Raw genomic sequence first — 20,245 nt, forward strand, 5'->3', positions numbered from 1 at the left:
GCAGATGACTCAACGAAAAACAATCTCAATCATTGAGCTACTTGGGATCGATCCTAGGGCACCGGTGCGGGCCTGCTTCAGCGGGGGTGGTCGGCGCCCGCGCCCAGTTCCTCGTTCATCGCCGCGAGGAAACGCAGGACGACGGCCAGTTCCTCGGCGGTGAAACGGGAGCGTGCCGCTTCGGTCGCCGCCGCGAGGGGCCGGAAGTAGGTGCGCGCGGCCCCGCGCGCGTCGGCCGCGTAGTACAGGTGCACCACCCGGCGGTCGGCGCTCTCCCGGACCCGGCGCACGTGCCCGGCGCGCTCCAGCCGGTCGACACAGGCGGTGACCGCGCCGGAGGTCAGCCCGAGGTGTTCGCGCAGCCGCTTCGGCGTCATGGGGGTCTCCGCGTCCAGGATCGCCGCGAGCGCCTGGACGTCCGTCGCGTGCAGCCCGTGGTCGCCCGCGAAGGCGTGCACCAGCCGGTTGATCTCGCCGTTCATCCGGCGCAGCGCCACAGCGAAGGCGTGCAGGTCGGTCGGCGCCCCGAAGGCGTCGCCGCCGTCGTCCCCCGATTGCCGAGCGGGATCGTTCACTGTGGCCACGCGGTCAGCGTAGTCGCCGTACCGATCACCCGAACGCGCGGCGATGCGCCCCGGGCGCATCCGGAAGCGCCCCGCCGGAGGAAGTGATGTGCATGAGCACCTGATCCGTTCTCCCGCGAGCACCTGATCCGCCCCCTCCTCCCCGGAGTCCGTCCATGAACGTCTCGGTCGTCCTGTTCACCTCCGATCTGCGGCTGCACGACCATCCGCCGCTGCGCGCGGCGCTCGACGGATCACGGCAGGTGGTCCCGCTGTTCGTGCGCGACCGTGCCGTGGCCGCCGCCGGGTTCGCGGTGCCCAACCGGCTCGCTTTCCTCGCCGACTGCCTGCGCGACCTCGACGCGGGACTGCGTGAGCGGGGCGGCCGGCTGGTGGTGCGTTCCGGCGACGTCGTCGCGGAGGTGTGCAAGGTGGCCGCCGAGGCGGACGCCGACGAGGTGCATCTGGCGGCCGACGCCGGCGCGTACGCCCAGCGGCGCGAGGCGCGGCTGCGGCGCGCCCTGGAGGCCGAGGGCGTACGGCTGCACGTGCACGAGACGGTGACGACCGCCGTGGAGCCCGGCGCGGTGACCCCGGCCTCGTCGGACCACTTCTCGGTGTTCACGCCCTACTTCGGCCACTGGTCCCGGCAGCGGCTACGGGACGCGCTGGCCGCGCCGCGGGCGGTGCGGGTGCCGGACGGGATCGGTTCGGAGGAGCCGCCCTCTCGGGCGGAACTGTCCGGTCTCTCCCCGGAGTTGGCGGCCGGCGGTGAGACGGAGGGCCGCGCACGGCTCACCGCCTGGCTGCGGTCCGGCATCGAGGCGTACGAGGACCGGCACGACGATCTGGCGGGCGACGCGACCTCCCGGCTCTCGCCGCACCTGCACTTCGGCACCCTCTCCCCCGTCGAGCTGGTCCACCTCGCGCGCCGCGCGGGCGGTCCGGGCGCCGAGGCGTTCGTGCGGCAGCTCGCGTGGCGGGACTTCAACCGCCAGCTGCTGGCCGTGCGGCCGACGGCCGCGACCGTGGACTACCGCGCCAGACACGACCGTTGGCGCTCCGCCCCGGACGAGGTCGAGGCGTGGCGGGAGGGCCGCACCGGCTATCCCGTGGTCGACGCGGCCATGCGCCAGCTGCGCCACGAGGGCTGGATGCACAACCGCGGCCGACTGCTGACCGCGAGCTTCCTGACCAAGACGCTGTACGTCGACTGGCGCGTGGGCGCCCGGCACTTCCTGGATCTCCTCGTCGACGGCGACGTGGCCAACAACCAGCTCAACTGGCAGTGGGTGGCGGGGACCGGCACCGACACCCGCCCCAACCGGGTGCTCAACCCGGTCACCCAGGCGAAGCGGTACGACCCGGAGGGTGAGTACGTACGGCGCTGGGTGCCGGAGTTGGCGGACGTCGCGGGGCCGGCGGTGCACGAGCCGTGGAAGCTGCCCGGGTTGGACCGTGCCGCGCTGGACTATCCGGAGCCGATCGTGGATCTGGCGGAGGGACGGGAACGGTTCCTGCGGGGGCGCGAGTCCTGAGGTTCCGCATCGGCCCGGCCGGTGTGCGAGGACTGCGGGTCCTGCGGGCCACCGGGCTCACGTCGGCCCAGGCGCAGCCCTTCCGGGCGTCCGTGCGGTCCCGAAAGCATCTCCACCGCGTCGCCCAGCGAGGACGGTCGGACGGTCCCGGGCACGGTGTGTCCGAGCCAGCCGGGGCCGCCGAGCAGGACGAGCGGCTGCCGGCGGGCGCCCTTCACACCCCAGCGGAGGGCCGTGAGGTGGCGGGCGAGGGGCAGGCACGCCGTGGAGCGGGCCTGCGCCCACAGGACGACCGCCGCCGGGCCGAGCCGGTCGACCGCCGCGCCGAGTGCCTCGGCGGGGACGGCCGCGCCGAACATCCTGGTGGGCAGGCCGAGTTCGGCGAGGGCCGCGTTGAGGGCCTCCAGCGGAAGGGTGTGCTGCTCGTCGGGCACACAGGCGAGCACGACCGGTCCGGTCGCGGTGCCGTCGCGGCGGGACGCGGGCGGCCGGGTGCCGCGGCGGAGCGTGGTGGAGACGTGCCAGGACAGCAGATGCTCGACCTCGACGTAGCGGTCCCCCGAGGAGGCCCACTTGCGGCCCACCGCGTGCAGGGCCGGCACCATCACCTCCTGCCAGGCGACCGTGAGTCCGTACCGCTCGACGGCACCGGCCAACCGGTCCTCCACCGCCGGGGCGTCGAGGCGTACGGCGGCGCGGGCGAGGCCCCGGCACTCCCTGCGGAGGTCCCCCGGCGCGGGCGGGCCGGGTGCGCGCGGCGGCCGGGGCCGTTCCCCGTCCCCTGTCAGGGAACCTCGGGGGCCCTCCTCCGCCGGCCGGGCCCCGGCTCCGTGCTTCGCCGCGCGGGCCGCCTCCGCCGGTGGCACCCCCGCCGAGGTGAGCCGGCACATCGCCTCCACCACCGTCACGTCCCGCGGGGTCCAGCGCCGGTGCCGGCCGTCGGCACGGACGGCGGGACCGATGCCGTAGCGGCGGTCCCAGGAACGCAGGGTGGTCGGCGAGACGCCCAGCCTGCGGGCCAGGGCACCGCTGGTGAGCACGGGATCGGCAGGGTTTTCCTCCCCGTATGCACCCATGCGGATGACTATACGACGCAGAAGCGATGCGAGCCGGAACCAGGCGCGCTTCCACCCTCGGCGACCACTACACATAAAGGCAAAATAAGCGCAGAATGAACGTACGCGGCGCTTACCGCATACCCCACCAGACGCGGTCAGGCCTGCGGAGTTCAAAGGAGTCGACTCATGGCCAACGTCTCACACAGGAGTGACATCTCCAGTCACCCCGACGCACCCGAAATGCAGGCTCGTTACGCCCGCATGCTCGGTGGTCGCGACGTGGCGCTCGTGGACGGACCGGTGTTCCTGCTCGGTCTGTACTGCGCCGTGTCCCCGTGGATACTCCACTACACGACGAGCCAGCCCGCTCTGGTGACCCACAACCTCATCGTGGGCATCGCGATCGGCCTGCTGGCCCTCGGCTTCACCGCCGCACCGGAGAGGATGTACGGCCTGAGCTGGGCCATGTGCGCACTGGGCGTGTGGATGATCATCGCGCCGTGGATCGTGGGCGAGAGCCCGGACGCCGGTGTCGTGGTCAACAACATCATCATCGGCTGCCTGGCCCTGCTGCTGGGAGCGATGTGCGCCGGCGCCGCGACCAAGGGCGGCACCCGTGGGGGCCTCACACCGTAGGTGTGACCAGGAACGCCCGCGAGGGGTAACGGCGGCCGATCCGCTCAGGCGGATCGGCCGTCGCCGTTCGCGCGCGGCACCTCCCACGGCTCCTGCGGCAGCACACGACCGGTCTCCAGCAGGGACTTGAGGTTGGACAGCACCGCGGGCCAGCCGAAGGACACCTCGGCGAGCGCCCCCTCGCCCTCCAGGTCCTCATGGGTCACGGTGAGCCGCACGATGTCGGCGTGCGGCTCGATGCGGAAGGTGACCCGCGAGTACGTCTCCGTCCTGCCCTCGTTCTCCGGCGACGCCCAGGTGGTGACCAGGCGGGTCGGGGGCTCGCTCACCACGACCGTGCCGACGACGTCCTCGACACCGGAGCCATCGGTGCGGACGTGGGCCCAGCGCGAACCCTGCCGCCAGTCCGACTCGTTGCGGTGTCCCCAGTAGTCGGCGGTCAGGTCGGCGCTGGTCAACGCCTCCCAGACCTTCTCGGGTGTGCTCGCGATGTAGGTGACGTACACGAAGGTCGGCTTGTCGGTCATGGCTTCCTCGGCTCGTCGTCGCACGGCATCGAGCGCTCTCAGCCGGGGGCGCTCGAACTTGTCGATCCACCGCTCCTGCATCTCGTGGAGGGGGACCGGATTGAGGTAATGCAGCTTCTCCCGCCCCCGCCGCACCGTGCTGACCAGGTTGGCGGCCTCCAGGACGGCCAGGTGCTGCGACACCGACTGCCGCGCCATCTCGATCCGCGCGCACAGCTCGCCCAGCGTCTGCCCGTTGTGCTCGTGCAGCCGGTCCAGCAGCCGCCTGCGGGTCTCGTCGGCCAGCGCCTTGAAGACCTTGTCCATCCCCGGCTCACTCTCCGATCGCACACTCCACGTTATGCAGGTAATTACCTGCATGTCAATCGTCGAAGGTCGGCCCCACACTGTCGCCGTGAGTCGGACTTTCAGCGCATGGGTGACCTCGGGTGCGGACTTCCTCGGCGTCACCGGCCCGTTCCCCGTCGACGTTCCGTGGTGGGCCGAGGCCGGGCCCGTCGTGGAGCGGCTGGAGCGCGCACTCGGGGTGAGCGTGTTCGTGCTGCGGCTGCTGGACGTCGAGGGCGGGGAGGGCGGGCGCGACGGGCATGTGACGTACCACGTGGAGGCGTCGGCGCCGCCCGCACCCGGAAGGCTGGAGCGACGCTCCGTCGATCGCGCCCGGTGGGACACGGACGACGCCCTCCGCTCCCCTTGGGCACGCGCCGACGGGCTGCGGGAACTGCTCGACTGGGCCTCGCGGACCCTGGCCGCGCTGGGGCGGCCCGTGACGGGACCGGTCGAGCAGCGGCGGACCTGGAACCTGGCCGGCCTCTTCCGGCTGCCCACCGCGCGAGGCCCTGTCTGGCTCAAGGCGACCCCGCGCTTCGCCTCGGACGAGGCCGCCGTCATCGCCGCGTTCGCCCGGGTGGACGCCCAACTCGTCCCCACGGTGCTCGCCGCCGACGAGCGGCGGATGCTGCTGGAGCACATTGCCGGCGAGGACTGCTGGGCGGCCGACTCCGCGACGGTCGAGTCGGGGGTGCGCCGCATGGTCGCCGCGCAGGCCGCCCTGGCCGGTCGGCGGCCGCCCGGACTACGGGACCGCCGTTCTCCGGTCCTGGGCGGGCTGACGCGTGACCTGCTCGACGGCCGGGCCGACCTCGACATCACCGCACAGGAGCGGGACAGGGCACGGGAGTTGACGGGCCGCTGGGACGAACTCGCGCGGTGCGGCCTCCCCGACACGCTGGTGCACGCCGACTTCCACCCGGGCAACTGGCGCAGCGACGGCAGGCCACCGGTCGTCGTGGACTTCGCCGACGCCCACTGGGGCGACCCGGTGCTCGACTGTCTGCGTCTGTACGACTTTCTCCCCGAGGCGGTACGCCCCACGGCCGTCCGGGTCTGGGTCGACGCCTGGAGGACCCACGTCCCGCAGAGCGACCCCGCCCGAGCGCTCACCCTGGCCGAGCCGCTGGCGCACCTCGCGTACGCCGTGCGCTACCAGGAGTTCCTCGACGGCATCGAGCTTTCGGAACGGCCGTACCACGAGGGCGACCCGGCGGCGGTGATCCGCAGGGCCCTGCACTGCGCGACCCACCCGACCCTGGGCTCCGCGGAGGTGGCGGGCTGATGGATCGTGCCGAGGTCCTGCTCATCGGGGGCCGGGCCGGGGTCGGCAAGTCGACGGTGGGCTGGGAGATCTCCGACCGGCTGCGGGCCGCCGAGGTCGCGCACGCCGTCATCGAGGGCGACTTCATGGGGCAGGTGCACCCGGCGCCTGCGGGCGATCCGCACCGTGTGGCGATCGCCGAGCGCAATCTCACCGCCGTGTGGGGCAATTACGCGGCCCTCGGGTACCGGCGGCTCGTCTACACCAACACCCTGAGCGTGCTCGCCGAGATCGAGGGCACGTTCCGGCGGGCCATGGGCGCCGACGTCCGGATCGTACGGGTGCTCCTGACCGCCTCCGACGAGACGACCGAGCGGCGGCTGCGGGGCCGGGAGATCGGATCCGAGCTGGAGCGGGAGCTGACCGGCAGTGCGCGCAAGGCACGGCTGCTGGACGAACGGGCGCCGACGGACACCGTGCGCGTCGCGACCGACGGGCGCACGGTCGTGGACATCGCCGCGGAGGTGCTCGCCGTCACGGGCTGGATACCGGACGCCTGACCGGTGGCGGGCGCGGCAAGGGGCGCGGACACCGGACGGGGCGCCGGCACCGGACAGGTGGCGGGCCCGTGAAGAAGGTGAAACGGAAACGGACTGCACTCGCGTTCGAAGGGCACTCGCATGGTTGCGGATATCCCGACGACAAGGGGCGGAGTTCAGATGGAGATCGACGGCATCATCAGTGCCATCGTCATCGGCATTGTCATAGGCGTGCTCGGCCGGCTCGTCGTACCGGGCCGGCAACGCATCGGCATCCTGCTGACGATCCTCGTGGGCATCGTCGCCGCGCTGATCGGCAGCGCGCTCGCCGCGGGGATCGGCGTGGCCGACACCGGCGGTGTCGACTGGATCGAGTGGCTCATCCAGATCGCCCTGGCGGCCCTGGGCATCGTGGCACTGGACCGTACGCGGGCCCGCCGCTGAGCGGCCCGGGAGCGACGGCGGGCGCCCACGCGCGTCCGGAAACGCGTTGCGGGTGATCGCGCCCGGCGGCTAGCGTCGCCGGGCGCCGCCGTTCGCCCCTCTACGCTTCCGGAGCCCCGTTGCCACCTCGTGTCACCCCTCTCACCGACCCCGCCGTCACCCCGTCGAGCCGTCGGCTGGCCTGGCTGGCGTCCGGGGAGGACGGCACACCCACCGGTTCGGCCTTCCTGCGGCTGTTCACCAAGGAGGGGCAGACCCATCTCGCGGAGCTGGACGTCCGCGTGCACCCGGCCGAGCGGCGGCGGGGGACCGGCACCGCGCTGCTCGACGCGGCGATCTCCTCGGCGCGGGACGAGCGGCGCCGCGCGGTCATCGCCCAGGCCGACCTGGGCTCCCCCGGCGACGCGTTCCTCGCGGCACGCGGCTTCCGCCGGGTGCTGTCGCTGCTGCACGCCCGGCTCGACCTCGCCGGGACCGACCCGGAGCACGTCACCCGGATCCTCGAACTGCCTTGCCCCGGCTACCACTTGACCCGCTGGACGGGCGTCGTGCCGCCGGAGCTCGCCCGCACCTACGCCGCCTCACGCCGCGCGATGGACGACATGCCGATGGGCGACACCGACTACGGCACGGTCGTCTGGGACGTCGAGCGGGTCGTGGCGGCCGCCGAGGCCATCGCGCGGCGTGGCGACACGCTGCACACCGTGGCCGCCGTCCACACGGCGAGCGGCACGATCGTCGGCTTCTCGGAGCTGGTCCTGCCGGGCGACGGCAAGGGCGAGGGCCAGCACTACGGTACGGCCGTGCTGCCCGAGCACCGGGGCCACGGTCTGGGGCTGCGGATGAAGGCGGAGGCGATCCGGCACGCCCGCGATCTGGCCCCGGACCTGGCTCTGCTCACCGACACCGCCGAGGACAACCTCCCCATGCGGCGGGTCAACGACCTGCTCGGCTACCGGCCCACGCACACCGCGATCGAGTACCAGCTCGACCTGTGACCGGCGGTCAGGCCGCCGCCGCGCTCCCCACCGCGTACTCGTACGGCGTGGTCGTCGTGAGCGGCTCGAAACCGAGGCGGGCCAGGATCGGACGGCTGCGGGCCAGTGCGTCGACCTGGACGTAGCGGTAGCCGCGGTCGGCCGCGACACGGGCGCGGTGGGCGACCAGGGCCCGGTAGACGCCCCGGCCGCGCCAGCCCTCGACGGTGCCGCCGCCCCACAGTCCGGCGAAACGGGTGCCGGGCAGCAGCTCCATCCGGGCGGCGCTCACCGGTACGTCCCCGGCGAGCGCCACGACGGCCACGACCGTCTCGGTGTCGCCGGTGAGCTGGGCCAGGAGCTGGTGGCGCATCCGGGAGCTGTCGGTGCCGAAGGCCTTCTCATGGACGTCGGCCACCAGGTCCACACCCGCGCGGTCGGTGACCGGCAGGATCCGGACACCCTCGGGCGGCTCGACGTCGAGGGTGAGGTCAGCGACCTCGGCGACCATCAGCGTCTCCTCCGGGGCGGCCGTGAAACCGGCCGCGCGCAGTCGGTGCCCCAGGTCGACGGGGAGATCGTGGCCGTACAGCTTCCACTCGAAGTCGCGTCCGAGATCGGAGAAGTACCGGATCTGCTCGGCGATCGCCGCGTCGGCGCCCGCCTCGTCCAGATCGGACCAGACGACGCCGCTCCAACCCTGCTCGGAACCGACCTGGCGCACCACCCCGCCCACCCGCTCGATCCGGGCTCCGGGCCCGTCGGGGCGGGCCCCCTCTCGCATGTCCCGGTCGAACAGTGCCAGCACAGCAGCGTGATCCATGGTGCTCACTCCATCATCAGTCGTTCACCCTGGCAACGGAATTCGCCCGTTTTCCCACCGCTCGGGGTGCGGGCACCGACGCCGGGCGGGTGCGGGAGCCGAGCCGACGGGTGCGGGGGCCGCGTCGGCGGGTGCGGGGGCCGCGTCGGCGATTCCACGCCACATGTGTCGACGATGCCGTCGAGGGTGACTGAGACCGGCGGGACGGGGCAGGCGGTCCGGGTTCAGTAGTCGTCGTCCGGAGACCTCTCACCGATGCCCGAAGACGTGGTGCAGCACACCCGCCCCGCCCCCGCCGCGCCACCCGACGGGGAGCGGCCCCGGGCGAGGCGGACCTCGCGGGACCCGTACTTCGACAACGCGAAGTACCTCACCATCGTCCTGGTGGCCTGCGGACACGCGTGGGAGCCGCTGACGTACGGCAGCCGGACCGTGACAGCGGCGTACCTGACGGTCTACGCGTTCCACATGCCGGCCTTCGCCCTGATCTCCGGGTACTTCTCGCGGAGCTTCGACATGGCGCCCGGCCGGCTGAAGCGGCTGCTGACGGGCGTGGCCCTGCCGTACGTCGTGTTCGAGACGGCGTACACGTTCTTCTACCGGTGGGCCGAGGACGACTGGGGCTATCCGCTGAGCCTGCTGGACCCCTGGTACGTGATGTGGTTCCTGGTCGCGCTCTTCATCTGGCGGCTGACCACGCCGCTGTGGCTGATGCTGCGTCACCCGCTGCCGGTCGCGCTGGGCCTGGCGACGCTGGCGGCGGTCTCGCCGGATCTCGGCGGCGACGTCTCCATCCAGCGGGTGCTGGGCTTCCTGCCGTTCTTCGTGCTGGGACTGACCCTGCGCCCCGCCCACTTCGAACGGCTGCGCACCCGCCGGGCACGGCTGTCGCTGCTCCCGGTCGGTATCGGGGCGCTCGTGGTGGCCTACTGGGTGGCCCCGTGGTTCGACGCGGGCTGGTTCTACCACCGGGGCAGCGTCACCGGCCAGGGCGTGACCCGCTGGGCCGGCCTGCTGACCACGCCCGCCCTGTTCTGTCTGGCGGTGCTGCTGACGGCCTGCTTCCTGGCCTGGGTGCCGCGCCGGCAGCTGTGGTTCACGGCCCTGGGCGCGGGCACGATGTACGGCTATCTGCTGCACGGCTTCGTGATCAAGTGGGCGCGTTTCCGGGACTGGTACGCCGTCGAGTGGCTGCACACCCCGCTCGGGGAACTCGCGGTCACGGCCGTGGCGATCGGCGGCATCACCCTGCTGTGCACCTCCCCCGTACGGGCCGCGCTCCGCTGTGTCGTCGAGCCCCGCATGGAGTGGGCCTTCCGCAAGGCCCCCGAGCGAGCCCCAGCCCCGGACCGAGCTGCCTCCGCTAGCCGAGCTCCAGAGTCGTGACCCCGAAGACGCGCTCCGCCGCGTACGGCCGGATCGGGCCGGTGTACATGCGGGCCGTCTCGAAGGACGGCGTCAGCCCGTACTCCTCGACCAGCGCCACGGCGTCCGTGTTCGGCTCCGGCACGTCGACGGCCAGCTCACGGCCCGCGGCCTCGGCGGCCAGGCCCGCGAACAGCGCGCGGGCGTCGGCGGCGGTGTCGGCGAACAGGGGACCGATGCGCAGGGCGTCCCTGCCGGGCCGGATGACGCCGTAGCCGGTGAGCCGCCCGTCGACGATCCGCGCGAGGGCCCGGTGTCCGTCGGCGGTCAGCCAGTGCTCCAGGAAGCGGGGTCGGTCGGCCGGATGGCAGGCCCTGTCGTACGCCGCGAGGAGCCCGGCGTCGTCGACGGACCGGACGTCGGCGGGCACGACGGCCTCCGGCACCACGCCGGAGTACCGGAAGGTGCGGTGGGCGGGCTCGAAGCCGGACTGGCGGTAGTTGTCCTGCTGCGCCACCACTCCGTCGAGGCCCACGGTGCGGTCGCCGGCGTGGGCGAGCGCGGCCTTCCAGGTCGCGAGGCCGTGGCCCTGGCCTCGTAGGTCCGGGCGGACCAGGTAGAAGCCGAGGAAGGCGTAGTCGTCGCCGTAGGTGACGACGGAGACGGAGGAGACCGGCTCCCCGTCGAGCCGGCCGATGAAGAAGCCCTCGGGGTCCTGCGCGAAGAAGCACGCCGGGTCCGAGAGGCCCGGGTTCCAGCCCTCGTCTCCCGCCCACCGGGCGACCACCGCCCAGTCGTCGAGCGTGGCCCGGGTGACGACGAGGTCCTGATGGCCCGGAGAGGTCATCTCTGCGCTCCTTCGCTGAGGTCGCGAGTGCGCGGCCGCCGTGCGACCGCGGGCACGGTGGTCGGCCGCGCCCCGCAGCATCCTCGCCGAAGCCCGATCACGCCCGCGACGCCGGAAACGGCCGACCTCGCGGCGCTACGGGCCGCTCCGACGTCCCGGTTCACGCGTACGGGCTACGCGCCGGCCGTGGCCGCCGCGGTTCCCCGCGCCACCGGTGCGGGCCCCGGGCGGCGCAGAGTACGGCACCTCCGGGCGGCCCGCCCGCCGGGAGGCGTGGCCCCGAGGGGCCGCCTATGGTGATCCGGGGGTCGTCCCCGGCCGCCCTGGCCGGGCTTCCCTGGAGGCACGCATGCGGTCCACGCACAGACGGCGCCCTCTCACCGGAGCCGCGGTCACGGTGCTCGCCCTGCTGGGGGCCGGGCTGCCCGCCCTGGCGGCGGGCGCCGACGACGACAAGGACGACGGCCGGCCCGACCTGAGCCGCTTCTACGACCAGAAGATCAAGTGGTCGAGGTGCGAGGGCATGGAGATGCCCCGGGATCTGCGCTGCGGCAAGGTCACCGTGCCGCTCGACTACGCCCGTCCGCAGGCCGGCACCCTCGACCTGGCGCTGGCCCGCTACCGGGCCACCGGCGACTCCCGCGGCTCGCTGCTGCTGAACTTCGGCGGCCCCGGCGGCCCGGGAGTACCCGAACTCGCCTACGGCGGCAAGGACTTCATGGACCTCACCAAGGCCTACGACGTCGTCTCCTTCGACCCGCGCGGCGTGGGCCGCTCCTCCCCGGTCAGCTGCGGCGACGGCACCGACGAGGCTCTGGAGGCGACCGACGGCGGCGAGGACTCCGACGCCCCGAAGGTCGCGCTCGAACGGCTGCGGCGGGCGGCCGCCGAGTGCCGGGAGAACTCCGGCCCCGTGCTGCGGCACATAGGCACCCGCGACGCCGCCCGCGACCTCGACGTGATGCGCGCCGCCCTCGGCGACAAGAAGCTCAACTACCTCGGCTTCTCCTACGGCACCCGCCTGGGCGCGGTGTACGCGGCGGAGTTCCCCGAGAAGGTGGGCCGGATGGCCCTCGACGGGGTGGACACCCTGAGCGAGCCGCTGACCGAACAGAATCTGGTGGCCGCCCAGGGCCAGCAGACCGCGCTGGAGGACTACCTCGACGCCTGCACCGAGGAGCTGACGTGTCCGTTCGGGCAGGACGCCCGCTCGGCCCGTGAGCAGGTCGTGGCGCTGGTCGACTCGCTGGACGAGTACCCCGTGCCCTCGGACTTCGGACAGGACTTCACGGGCCAGGACCTGGTGGGCGCCATCGGCCACGCCCTCTACAGCGAGCAGCTGTGGCCCATGCTCACCCAGGCGCTCAACATGCTCGTCCACGACGGGGACACCCGGGGCGTCATGGCCCTCACCGGCGGCGGCTTCGCCCCGCCCGCCACCCCGTACCGCACCTCGGCGCCCGCCCGCCCGTACCTCGCCTCGCCACCGGCTCGTCCCTACCTCGCCCCGCCACCGGCCCGACCGCACGAGCCTCCCGACCCCACCCCCTCCGGCAGTCCGACCCCGCACGAGGGCCTGGTCGACATCGAGGAGATCCCGCCGGACAACCTCCCCGCCGCGCTGATGGCGATCAACTGCGCCGACGACCCCGACCGGCCCACCGCCAGGAAGATCACCGACAATCTGGGGGCCCTGCGCGCCGCCTACGAGGACGCCTCCCCCGTGTTCGGCCGGTACCGGCTCACCCAGGTCCTGATGTGCTACGGCCGCCCCGCGGGCACCGACTTCATCCGCGAGGAGGTGCGGAACGTCGACACCCCGAAGATGCTGCTCGTGGGCACCCGGGGCGACCCGGCCACCCCGTACCGCTGGACCGTGGAGACGGCGAAGCGGCTCGGCTCCTCGGCGGTCGTCCTCGACAACAAGGGCAAGGGGCACACCGGGTACGGGTCGTCGAAGTGCGTGCACGACAAGGTCGACGACTTCCTGCTGTTCGGGACGCTGCCCGACGACGGAAGTTCCTGCGGAGTCGACGATTGAGCATCAGGCGTGCAACACGGGCGCATCCGGTACAACCCCGGACGCATCCCGCTCGTCACACTGGGCAGACGTCACGTTTGCGCGTGCCGCACCCGTATGTGACTGAAACTGGGGGATTCCACCGATGCGTATCCGTTCCTTGCTCACCGTCTCCACCGTGGCCACCGCAGGCGCCGCCCTTCTGCTCACCGCCGCTCCCCAGGGTCTCGCCGCCCAGCCCGCGGCCAAGACCCCGGTCTGCAAGTCGAAGGTCCTGAAGCTCGGGGCCAAGCAGGCGAAGGACAAGCGGATCGTGCACATCAGCGTCAAGAACACCGGCACCCGCACCTGCACGATCGACCGCCTCCCCGTCGTCACCTTCGGCGACCTCGACGGAGCGGCCCAGCACGTGCCGTCGGGCGAGAGCGGCCCGTACAAGGTCGGCGCCGGGAAGACGGTGTACGCCGCGGTCCGCACGATCGCCGATCTCAAGGACCCCGAGGCGCGTCGCGTCACCACGGTCACGGTGTCGGCCAACCCCAACCTCTACGGCCGCACTTTCACCCTGAAGCAGCTGGGCGCCGGCCAGAAGGTCAAGGTCTGGGAGCCGGTGACGACCTGGTGGAAGCCGTCGAAGGCCGCCGCCGACAAGGCGCTGAAGAAGGAAGTCGGCTGACCCCCGCGCCGGCCACCGCACCGATGAGCCCGTCGACGCGCACCCTTATTGGTGCGCGCCGGCGGGCTCGTTCGCCGTACCCGGCAGCCCCGCCGGGAAGCCCTCACAGGCGACCCGATTACCCCAAATGCCCGATGCGTGAATCAGTCCTATCGTGAAGAGATGGAGCAAGCCCTCTCTCCCGCGACCCTCATCGAACTGCGCCGTCCACGGCCCTACCCCGCGGTCTCGGTGCTGACGCCGACGCACCGCCGGGAGCCCGAGAACGCCCAGGACCCGGTCCGGCTGCGCAATGTCGTGGCCGAGGCGAAGAAACGGCTGGAGCACGATCCCGCCGTCACCCGGGAGCGGCGCAACGACGTCGTGGAGCAGTTGGACCGGGCGCTGGCCGAGGTCGATCTGACACACGCCGAGGACGGACTGGTCATCTTCGCCGCGCCCGGTGAGCACCAGGTCTGGTCGCTGACCCGGCCGGTGCCGGAGCGTGTGGTGCTCTCGGACACCTTCCTCACCCGGAACCTGGTGGCCGCGCACGCCGCCGAGCGGTCGTTCTGGGTGCTCGCGGTCTCCCCCGACCGGGTCACCCTGTGGAGCGGCGGCGGCGACCGTGTCACCGAGGCCCGCGGCGGCGGGTTCCCGATGACCAGGGACCGCGACAACTTCGACGCCGAGCGGGTGGAACGGATCGGCGATCTGCCGTCCACCTTCCGCGACGAGGACACCCGGCACTTCCTGCGCGAGGCCGACTCCGCGCTGGCCCGACTGCTGCGCACCCGGCGGCGGCCCCTGTACGTCACCGGAGAGACGGCCGCGCTGTCCCTGCTCGACGAGATCGGCACGGTCACCAGGGACGCCACCCACATCCCGCACGGCGGTCTCGCGCACGGCACCCCGGAGGCCGTGTGGCAGGCGGTCGGACCGGTGGTCGCCGCCGAGGACCGCAGGAACGCCGACACGGTGGCGCGACGGCTCGAAGCGGCGCGCGGCCACAAGACGTTCGCCGCGGGGGTCGACGAGGTCCGGCAGAACGCCCAGGAGGGCCGGATCCAGCTCCTTGCCGTCGAGGAGAACTTCCGGACGGCCGTCCGCGCGGACGGCGGCAGCGGCGGCGCGCATCTCGTGCCGGCCGAGAGCGGTGACCTCGACGTCCGTGAGGACATCGTGGACGAGATCGTCGAGCGGTGCCTGGACACCGGCGCCGAGGTCCGCTTCGTCCCCGACGGCATGCTCGGCGACGCGCGGGGCATCGCGGGCGTGCTGCGCTACTGAGCCGCGCCCCGGCCTCGCGTCCCGCGTCGCCGGGAGCAAGGTCAGACACCCCGCAGGAGGGACGTCAGGCCCCGGTCGAGCGCGGGGCCCACCTCCTCGCTCCCGGCGGCGACGACGGCGTAGCTGCGCAGCAGGAAGCGCTGGAGTGCCGCCTTCTCGAACCGGAGCAGGGCCATGCCGTACGGGGAGTGCAGCTCCACCACCGTGCGGAACCGGCCGCTGGGCCGGATGTGCACGTCGCCGGCGCCCGCGGGGATCCGTACGCCCTCCTCCAGCAGTCCACGGGAGAACGTCCAGGTCACCATGGAACCGTTCAGTGAGATGTCGGCCGGGAAGTCGAGGTGCACGGCCAGCGGATCGTCGGAGGAATAGCGCAGGCTCGCGGGCACCGGGACCTCCCGGTCCTCGTCGGTGACGAGGAGCGCGCGGGCGGGCTGTTCCAGCGTGACGGTCATGAACGGTCTCCGTTTCGGATGAAGCTCTTCCTGCCGAGAGGTTTCGCAGCAGGCGGCCTCCTGGATTCATCGCTGTGACCCATGTCACTCAGCGACTTACCGAAGCGCTCGCACATATGCCCCTCGAACAGGGGAATGAAAGAGAGATGGGCGCGGTCGACGGTCCGCCAAGTCACGTACTATTCCTACGACTTGGACCCTCGGGACGCGCATCGACCCGCGACGGTGGACCCCGTCGGCGAGGACGGTGGCATATGCCAGAAGCACCGCCGCATCGCGTCTTGCCAAATCCCTTACAGCGCGTCGAGGGCTGTGCAACAGTCGTAATCGGCCCTTACGTCAGCGTTGGTCGTACCGTCCCCCATCGGAGTACGTGATGCCGTCCCCTCTCTCTGCGGATCGTCCCGCCGCCCAGCCGCCCCGACGCGGCACGGTCGACGCGCTCATCTCGCAGACGCGACGGCTACGGGGCGACATGGACGCCGTACGACGCGACGCGCCCGCCGACGAGGCCGATCCCGAGATCCGCTGGCAGCGGGCGCTCTACGACCTGGCCCTGCATCAACTGCAGGACCTGGACGGCCACTTGGCCCAGCTTCGGGACGGGCCGGCCCCGCCGCCCGCCCCCGGGCCCCCGGCCGGCCTCCCGGTCGCGCCGCCCCCGGCCCCCCGGCGCGAGTCGCTGCTCAGCCGGGTCGGCAGCGCCGAGTGGAACCTCCTGACGGACGAGGCGAGCTGGTCCGGCGAACTGTTCCAGATCCTCGGCCGCGACCCCGCCGCCCCGCCGCTCACCCTGGACGAACTGCCGTCGCTGGTCCTCGACGAGGACCGTCCCCACCTGACGGCGATGGTCACGGACTGCCTCATCGACGCCCAACGCATCGACGGGGAGTTCCGGATCGTGCTCCCCGACGGCGGGGTGCGCACCGTGCACATGATGGGCGAGCCCGTGCTCGACGACGACGGCGGTACGGCCTCCATGTGGGCCGTCCTGCGGGACGTCAGCGAACTGCGGCGCAGCCAGCGGGCGGTGAGCGAGACCCGTGACTCGCTGCACCGTCAGCGGCACATCGCGCAGACCGAGCACCGGCTCGCGGTCGAGCTGCAGGAGGCCGTGCTGCCACCGTGGCGCGGCCCCCTGCGGCTCCCGCAGCAGGGGCCCGCCAGCCTGGACCTGGCCGCCCACTACCTGCCCTGCTCGACCAGCGCGCTGATCGGCGGCGACTGGTACGACGCCCTCGAACTACCGGGCGGTGAGAGCCTGTTGAGCGTCGGCGACCTCACCGGACACGGCGTCACCGTCACCTCGGGCATGGCGATGCTGATCGGCGCGCTGCGCGGTATGGCGATGTCGGGCACCGATCCGGGCCGGCTGATGGCCTGCCTCAACCAGTTACTGGACGCCACCGTGCAGCCGGCGCTCGGCAGCGCGGTCTGCTGCCGCTACCGGCCGGAGACCCGCACCCTCGTCTGGGCGCAGGCCGGGCACCCCGCCCCGCTGCTGTTCCGCGACGGGACGGGGCGCGTGCTGCCCCCGCCGGACGGCGTCCTGCTCGGAGCGACCTCGGGTGCCGTCTACGGGCAGGCCGAAGTGACGCTCGAACAGGGCGATCTGCTGCTCCTGCACACCGACGGGCTGGTGCCCCGGCGGGGCGGAGAGGCAGCCGTCCAGCGGCTGTTGGACCTGGCCCCACGCTTCGGCGAGGCGCGGACGGCCCAGGAATGTGTGCGGACAGTGGTGGAGGAGTTCGGCGAGAGGGAGCGTACGGACGACGCGTGTGTGCTCGTCGCCCGGGTCAGCTCCTGAGGCGGGTCAGCTCCTGAGAAGCGGGCCCCGCGCGGTCACGCCGGGGCGATGTCGCCCCTGTTCTTCGGCAGCGTGGCCTTCGGCTGGGGCTTTGGCAGGGCGAGCTTGATCTCCTCCCGCAGATCCTGGATCTTCGGATAGCTGGAGTACTGACCGGTGAGCCGGTACATCTCACGCAGCCGGTCCCAGGTGCGGTGCGAGGAGTTGGAGCCCATCGACGCCAGCGCCAGCCGGGCGTACCCGCTGGCCTGTTCCGGGTCGTCGCCGATGAAGCAGGCCGAGGCCATCGACAGGTAGTCGAAGATCTGCGACCTCCCCTGGGCGTTCGTCCTGAGGTCCAGCGCCTTCTCCGCGTAGTGCCGGGCGTGCTGGGCCGCGGCCGGTTCGTGCTCCGCGAGGGTGCGGTAGGCCAGGGCCTGCATGCCGTACAGATCCGCCTCGTTGAACATCTGCATCCAGCTCGGCGGCGGCACGTCCCCGCGGTCGGAGACGAACAGGTCCTCGGCCTGGCCCAGGGTGCGGCGCATGGCCTGGCCCTTGCCCAGGGAGGCCTGCGCCCAGGCCTCGACGGTGTGGAGCATGGCCTTGGTGCGCGGCAGGACCTGGTCGCCGGAGCCGGACTGGGCGAGCTTCATCAGGTCGAGCGCCTCGTCGGGCTTGCCGAGGTGCACCAGTTGTCGGGCCGCCCGGGACAGGGCCTCGCCGGCGCGGGGCCGGTCACCGCCCTCCCGGGCGGCGTGGGCGGCGATGATGAAGTACTTCTGGGCGGTGGGTTCGAGGCCGATGTCGTGCGACATCCAGCCGGCGAGGACGGCGAGGTTGGCGGCGACGCCCCACAGGCGCCGCTGGAGATGTTCGGGGTGGCGGTAGGAGAGCATGCCTCCCACCTCGTTGAGCTGTCCCACGACAGCCTTGCGCTGCAGCCCGCCGCCGCGGGCCGCGTCCCAGGCCCGGAACACCTCGACCGAGCGCTCCAGTTCCTCGATCTCCTGCGACCCGATGGGGGCGGCCTCGTAACGGTCGAACCCAGCGGGGTCGGCGTGCAGGGGGTGGTCGAGGTCGGGGGCGTCGGCCGCGAGGGCCGGATCGGTGTGCAGCCAGTCGTGCATGGCGCTGCTGAGTGCGGATCCCGCGGTGAGCGCGACGCCCGCACCCACCAAGCCGCGTCGGTTGAGCATGAGGTCCATTCCCGTGAATTCGGTGAGGACCGCGGCAGTCCGTTCGGGCGCCCACGGCACACCGTCGGGATGTTCCACACTCCCGCCGCCCTGCCGTTTCCCCGTACGCCCGTGCCGGACCAGACCGAGGTCCTCGATGGTCACGACACGGCCGAGACGCTCGGTGAACAGCGCCGCCAGCACCCGTGGCACGGGATCGCGCGGGATCTCTCCCATGTCGATCCACCGCCGTACCCGTGAGGTGTCGGTCGCCAGCTGGGGGTGGCCCATGGCCGCCGCCTGCCGGTTGACCAGCCTCGCGAGCTCTCCCTTGGACCAGCCGGCCAGGCCGAACAGGTCCCCGAGTCGGGTATTGGGTTGTCCGCTCACGTCAAGCCCCCAGGTTCTCGGCTGAGTTGAATGTAGCCCGCTGTCAGTTGCTCGGGGACTATTCGCCAGGCTTCGCCAGGGTGCGCTAGATGGTGTGCCAGGGCCCATCCGGTGTCAGGTAGGAAAGCGCCACCCCGACCCGGTCGCCCCGACGGGCACTCCCCAGGGTGTCCCCGGTACGGCCGGGGCGGGTGGCGCGTGACCTCGCCGGCACACGAAGGGATCTGTCTTCCCCCATGTACGCAGCATCGTCCTCCGTGTCCGCTCCTCCCCGGTCGCTGCACCCCCGCCAGCCGGGCAGCGGCGGCCCCTACCTCGACCCCACGCGTACGGCGGCCCCGATGCTGGGCGGCGGCCGGACGCGGCGCGTGCCGGGGCTCGGCACCCAACCGCTCAGCGGGAGACTCGACTTGTCCGGCCCCCAGGGCGCGCAGTTGCGCACGGCGATCGCCTCGGTGCACCGCATCTGTCCGGAGTTCACTCCGGTCCAGGTGCTGCGCCGCAGCGGCCGCTCGGTGCTGCTCGTCGGTACGACAGGGCGCAGTACGGCCGTCGCGAAGTGTTTACTGGATCATTCGCCCATCTGGGAGGAGCGGTCCCGGCACGAAATAGCCGCATACCGCTCGTTCGTCCGGCACCGCCCACCCGTGCGGGCGCCGAGGCTGATCGCGGCGGACCCGGACAACTGCACCCTGGTCATCGAGCGGATGCCGGGCCGGGTGGCCGCTCTGCAGCGGCATCCGGTGGAGGCGCCGCCGCGCGCCGACATCCGGACGGCGCTCGGCGCGATCTGCCGGCTGAACGCGTGGCGGCCGCCGGCGGGGACGTTCGACGCCCCGCTGGACTACGCGGAGCGGATCTCCCGCTTCCATGAGCTGGGTCTGCTCACCGACCGGGACATGGGCGATCTGCAGAAGCTGCTGCACGGCATCGCGCACGCGTCGGGCCGTCAGGGCATGGGCCAGTTCTGTCACGGCGACGCCCTCCTGTCGAACATCCTGCTCTCACCGGCCGGTCCAGTGCTGGTGGACTGGGAGCACGCGGGCTGGTACCTGCCGGGGTACGACCTGGCGACGCTGTGGGCGGTGCTCGGGGACGCCCCGGTGGCGCGGCGGCAGATCAGTCAGCTGGCGCAGTCGGCGGGCCCGGCCTCCCGGGACGCGTTCCTGGTGAACCTGATGCTCGTGCTGACCCGCGAGATCCGTACCTACGAGACGGCCGTGCAGCGTTCGATGCACGACGCGACCCCGGCGGCACCGGCTCAGGCCCATCCGGCTGCTGCGCCGTCCGGCGAGGAACAGCGGCTGCTGCTCAGGCGGCTGCACGACGACTGCCAGCTGGCCCGCAAGGCCGTACGGGCGGCGGTCGGTACTCGCTGAGGGGATACGAAGGTCCGCGGTGTGCCTGCGCAAGGGCGCACCGCGGGCCTTCGTCATGACCGGGGGCCGGCCATGTGCCCGGCAATCACCGGGGAAACAGCCTCCTGGGGGCATGATTGACGGATCGTCGGCCGACCGATAGCACTGACGCACTCCCCACGCTCGGCTGCGCACGCGGGAG

19 protein-coding genes are annotated in these 20,245 nt (G+C 72.5%); 12 read left to right on the forward strand and 7 right to left on the reverse strand.

Annotated elements, in window-relative coordinates; genetic code table 11:
• Positions 1-77 precede the first annotated feature (77 nt).
• Positions 78-575 carry a MarR family winged helix-turn-helix transcriptional regulator gene (locus L3078_RS02565; RefSeq protein ID WP_239760181.1) on the reverse strand — a complete coding sequence of 166 codons (498 nt, stop codon included), beginning with the start codon at positions 573-575 and terminating at the stop codon, positions 78-80.
• 164 nt (positions 576-739) lie between these two features.
• Here L3078_RS02565 and L3078_RS02570 point away from each other — a divergent pair, with 164 nt between their 5' ends.
• Positions 740-2,101: a cryptochrome/photolyase family protein gene (locus L3078_RS02570; protein WP_239750360.1), complete on the forward strand. Its 1,362-nt coding sequence runs from the start codon at positions 740-742 to the stop codon at positions 2,099-2,101.
• Here the strand turns inward: L3078_RS02570 and L3078_RS02575 are convergent.
• Complete coding sequence (locus L3078_RS02575) at positions 2,035-3,177, reverse strand: MerR family transcriptional regulator (RefSeq protein ID WP_239750361.1); 1,143 nt, start codon at positions 3,175-3,177, stop codon at positions 2,035-2,037. The two genes, L3078_RS02570 and L3078_RS02575, sit on opposite strands and share 67 nt — an antisense overlap.
• A 168-nt stretch (positions 3,178-3,345) precedes the next feature.
• Between L3078_RS02575 and L3078_RS02580 the strand changes: the two genes are divergently transcribed.
• Positions 3,346-3,795: an SPW repeat protein gene (locus L3078_RS02580; protein WP_239750362.1), complete on the forward strand. Its 450-nt coding sequence runs from the start codon at positions 3,346-3,348 to the stop codon at positions 3,793-3,795.
• Positions 3,796-3,839: 44 nt separating this feature from the next.
• Here the strand turns inward: L3078_RS02580 and L3078_RS02585 are convergent, their stop codons facing one another.
• Positions 3,840-4,628 (reverse strand): ArsR/SmtB family transcription factor, encoded by a 789-nt coding sequence (locus L3078_RS02585; RefSeq protein ID WP_239750363.1) that lies wholly within the window; start codon positions 4,626-4,628, stop codon positions 3,840-3,842.
• Positions 4,629-4,716: 88 nt separating this feature from the next.
• On the opposite strand from L3078_RS02585, the gene L3078_RS02590 reads away from it, so the two are divergent.
• The 4 genes from L3078_RS02590 (at position 4,717) to L3078_RS02605 (ending at position 7,897) form a co-directional block, all read left to right on the forward strand.
• A complete protein-coding gene (locus L3078_RS02590; protein ID WP_239750364.1) occupies positions 4,717-5,937 on the forward strand; it encodes an aminoglycoside phosphotransferase family protein in 1,221 nt (406 codons plus the stop codon).
• Positions 5,937-6,476 (forward strand): nucleoside/nucleotide kinase family protein, encoded by a 540-nt coding sequence (locus tag L3078_RS02595; protein ID WP_239750365.1) that lies wholly within the window; start codon positions 5,937-5,939, stop codon positions 6,474-6,476. Before L3078_RS02590 ends, L3078_RS02595 begins: the two co-directional genes overlap by 1 nt.
• Before the next feature lie 159 nt (positions 6,477-6,635).
• Positions 6,636-6,899, forward strand: coding sequence for a GlsB/YeaQ/YmgE family stress response membrane protein (locus L3078_RS02600; protein ID WP_239750367.1), 264 nt, complete (start codon positions 6,636-6,638; stop codon positions 6,897-6,899).
• Positions 6,900-7,018: 119 nt separating this feature from the next.
• The gene (locus L3078_RS02605; protein WP_239750372.1) at positions 7,019-7,897 is read left to right on the forward strand and encodes a GNAT family N-acetyltransferase; all 879 of its coding nucleotides are present in this window, start codon (positions 7,019-7,021) and stop codon (positions 7,895-7,897) included.
• A 7-nt stretch (positions 7,898-7,904) separates the two neighbouring features.
• Here the strand turns inward: L3078_RS02605 and L3078_RS02610 are convergent, their stop codons facing one another.
• Positions 7,905-8,699, reverse strand: a complete 795-nt coding sequence (locus L3078_RS02610; protein ID WP_239750373.1) for a GNAT family N-acetyltransferase — start codon at positions 8,697-8,699, stop codon at positions 7,905-7,907.
• A 255-nt stretch (positions 8,700-8,954) separates the two neighbouring features.
• Here L3078_RS02610 and L3078_RS02615 point away from each other — a divergent pair, with 255 nt between their 5' ends.
• On the forward strand, positions 8,955-10,085 hold the full coding sequence (locus L3078_RS02615; RefSeq protein WP_239750374.1) for an acyltransferase family protein: 1,131 nt from the start codon (positions 8,955-8,957) through the stop codon (positions 10,083-10,085).
• Here the strand turns inward: L3078_RS02615 and L3078_RS02620 are convergent.
• Positions 10,063-10,911 carry a GNAT family N-acetyltransferase gene (locus L3078_RS02620; protein WP_239750375.1) on the reverse strand — a complete coding sequence of 283 codons (849 nt, stop codon included), beginning with the start codon at positions 10,909-10,911 and terminating at the stop codon, positions 10,063-10,065. The genes L3078_RS02615 and L3078_RS02620 overlap by 23 nt on opposite strands.
• A 349-nt stretch (positions 10,912-11,260) precedes the next feature.
• Here L3078_RS02620 and L3078_RS02625 point away from each other — a divergent pair, with 349 nt between their 5' ends.
• From L3078_RS02625 to L3078_RS02635, 3 genes are all read left to right on the forward strand, one after another.
• Positions 11,261-12,952 carry an alpha/beta hydrolase gene (locus L3078_RS02625; protein ID WP_239750376.1) on the forward strand — a complete coding sequence of 564 codons (1,692 nt, stop codon included), beginning with the start codon at positions 11,261-11,263 and terminating at the stop codon, positions 12,950-12,952.
• Positions 12,953-13,076: 124 nt separating this feature from the next.
• On the forward strand, positions 13,077-13,607 hold the full coding sequence (locus L3078_RS02630; protein WP_239750377.1) for a DUF4232 domain-containing protein: 531 nt from the start codon (positions 13,077-13,079) through the stop codon (positions 13,605-13,607).
• Between the two features lie 162 nt (positions 13,608-13,769).
• Entirely contained in the window at positions 13,770-14,876 is a 1,107-nt protein-coding gene (locus L3078_RS02635) for a baeRF3 domain-containing protein (protein WP_239750379.1), read from the forward strand.
• Between the two features lie 41 nt (positions 14,877-14,917).
• On the opposite strand, the gene L3078_RS02640 is transcribed toward L3078_RS02635, so the two are convergent.
• Positions 14,918-15,331, reverse strand: coding sequence for an SsgA family sporulation/cell division regulator (locus tag L3078_RS02640; protein ID WP_239750381.1), 414 nt, complete (start codon positions 15,329-15,331; stop codon positions 14,918-14,920).
• A 376-nt stretch (positions 15,332-15,707) separates the two neighbouring features.
• Here L3078_RS02640 and L3078_RS02645 point away from each other — a divergent pair, with 376 nt between their 5' ends.
• Entirely contained in the window at positions 15,708-17,138 is a 1,431-nt protein-coding gene (locus tag L3078_RS02645) for a PP2C family protein-serine/threonine phosphatase (protein ID WP_239750382.1), read from the forward strand.
• A gap of 35 nt (positions 17,139-17,173) precedes the next feature.
• Here L3078_RS02645 and L3078_RS02650 read toward each other — a convergent pair whose 3' ends face one another.
• Entirely contained in the window at positions 17,174-18,685 is a 1,512-nt protein-coding gene (locus tag L3078_RS02650; RefSeq protein WP_239750383.1) for a DNA-binding protein NsdB, read from the reverse strand.
• Positions 18,686-18,921: 236 nt separating this feature from the next.
• Here L3078_RS02650 and L3078_RS02655 point away from each other — a divergent pair, with 236 nt between their 5' ends.
• Entirely contained in the window at positions 18,922-20,064 is a 1,143-nt protein-coding gene (locus tag L3078_RS02655) for an aminoglycoside phosphotransferase family protein (RefSeq protein WP_239750384.1), read from the forward strand.
• Positions 20,065-20,245: the final 181 nt, after the last annotated feature.

It is taken from the genome of Streptomyces deccanensis, assembly GCF_022385335.1.
In the GTDB taxonomy this organism is placed as follows: domain Bacteria; phylum Actinomycetota; class Actinomycetes; order Streptomycetales; family Streptomycetaceae; genus Streptomyces; species Streptomyces deccanensis.

Excerpts from the sequence above, each read along its gene's own strand:
- L3078_RS02570 (WP_239750360.1), top strand. The coding sequence starts at position 740 with ATGAACGTCTCGGTCGTCCTGTTCACCTCCGATCTGCGGCTGCACGAC.
- L3078_RS02655 (WP_239750384.1), top strand. The coding sequence starts at position 18,922 with ATGTACGCAGCATCGTCCTCCGTGTCCGCTCCTCCCCGGTCGCTGCAC.
- L3078_RS02640 (WP_239750381.1), bottom strand. The coding sequence starts at position 15,331 with ATGACCGTCACGCTGGAACAGCCCGCCCGCGCGCTCCTCGTCACCGAC.
- L3078_RS02600 (WP_239750367.1), top strand. The coding sequence starts at position 6,636 with ATGGAGATCGACGGCATCATCAGTGCCATCGTCATCGGCATTGTCATA.
- L3078_RS02645 (WP_239750382.1), top strand. The coding sequence starts at position 15,708 with ATGCCGTCCCCTCTCTCTGCGGATCGTCCCGCCGCCCAGCCGCCCCGA.
- L3078_RS02630 (WP_239750377.1), top strand. The coding sequence starts at position 13,077 with ATGCGTATCCGTTCCTTGCTCACCGTCTCCACCGTGGCCACCGCAGGC.
- L3078_RS02620 (WP_239750375.1), bottom strand. The coding sequence starts at position 10,911 with ATGACCTCTCCGGGCCATCAGGACCTCGTCGTCACCCGGGCCACGCTC.
- L3078_RS02575 (WP_239750361.1), bottom strand. The coding sequence starts at position 3,177 with ATGGGTGCATACGGGGAGGAAAACCCTGCCGATCCCGTGCTCACCAGC.
- L3078_RS02595 (WP_239750365.1), top strand. The coding sequence starts at position 5,937 with ATGGATCGTGCCGAGGTCCTGCTCATCGGGGGCCGGGCCGGGGTCGGC.
- L3078_RS02625 (WP_239750376.1), top strand. The coding sequence starts at position 11,261 with ATGCGGTCCACGCACAGACGGCGCCCTCTCACCGGAGCCGCGGTCACG.
- L3078_RS02615 (WP_239750374.1), top strand. The coding sequence starts at position 8,955 with ATGCCCGAAGACGTGGTGCAGCACACCCGCCCCGCCCCCGCCGCGCCA.
- L3078_RS02635 (WP_239750379.1), top strand. The coding sequence starts at position 13,770 with ATGGAGCAAGCCCTCTCTCCCGCGACCCTCATCGAACTGCGCCGTCCA.
- L3078_RS02580 (WP_239750362.1), top strand. The coding sequence starts at position 3,346 with ATGGCCAACGTCTCACACAGGAGTGACATCTCCAGTCACCCCGACGCA.
- L3078_RS02610 (WP_239750373.1), bottom strand. The coding sequence starts at position 8,699 with ATGGATCACGCTGCTGTGCTGGCACTGTTCGACCGGGACATGCGAGAG.
- L3078_RS02585 (WP_239750363.1), bottom strand. The coding sequence starts at position 4,628 with ATGGACAAGGTCTTCAAGGCGCTGGCCGACGAGACCCGCAGGCGGCTG.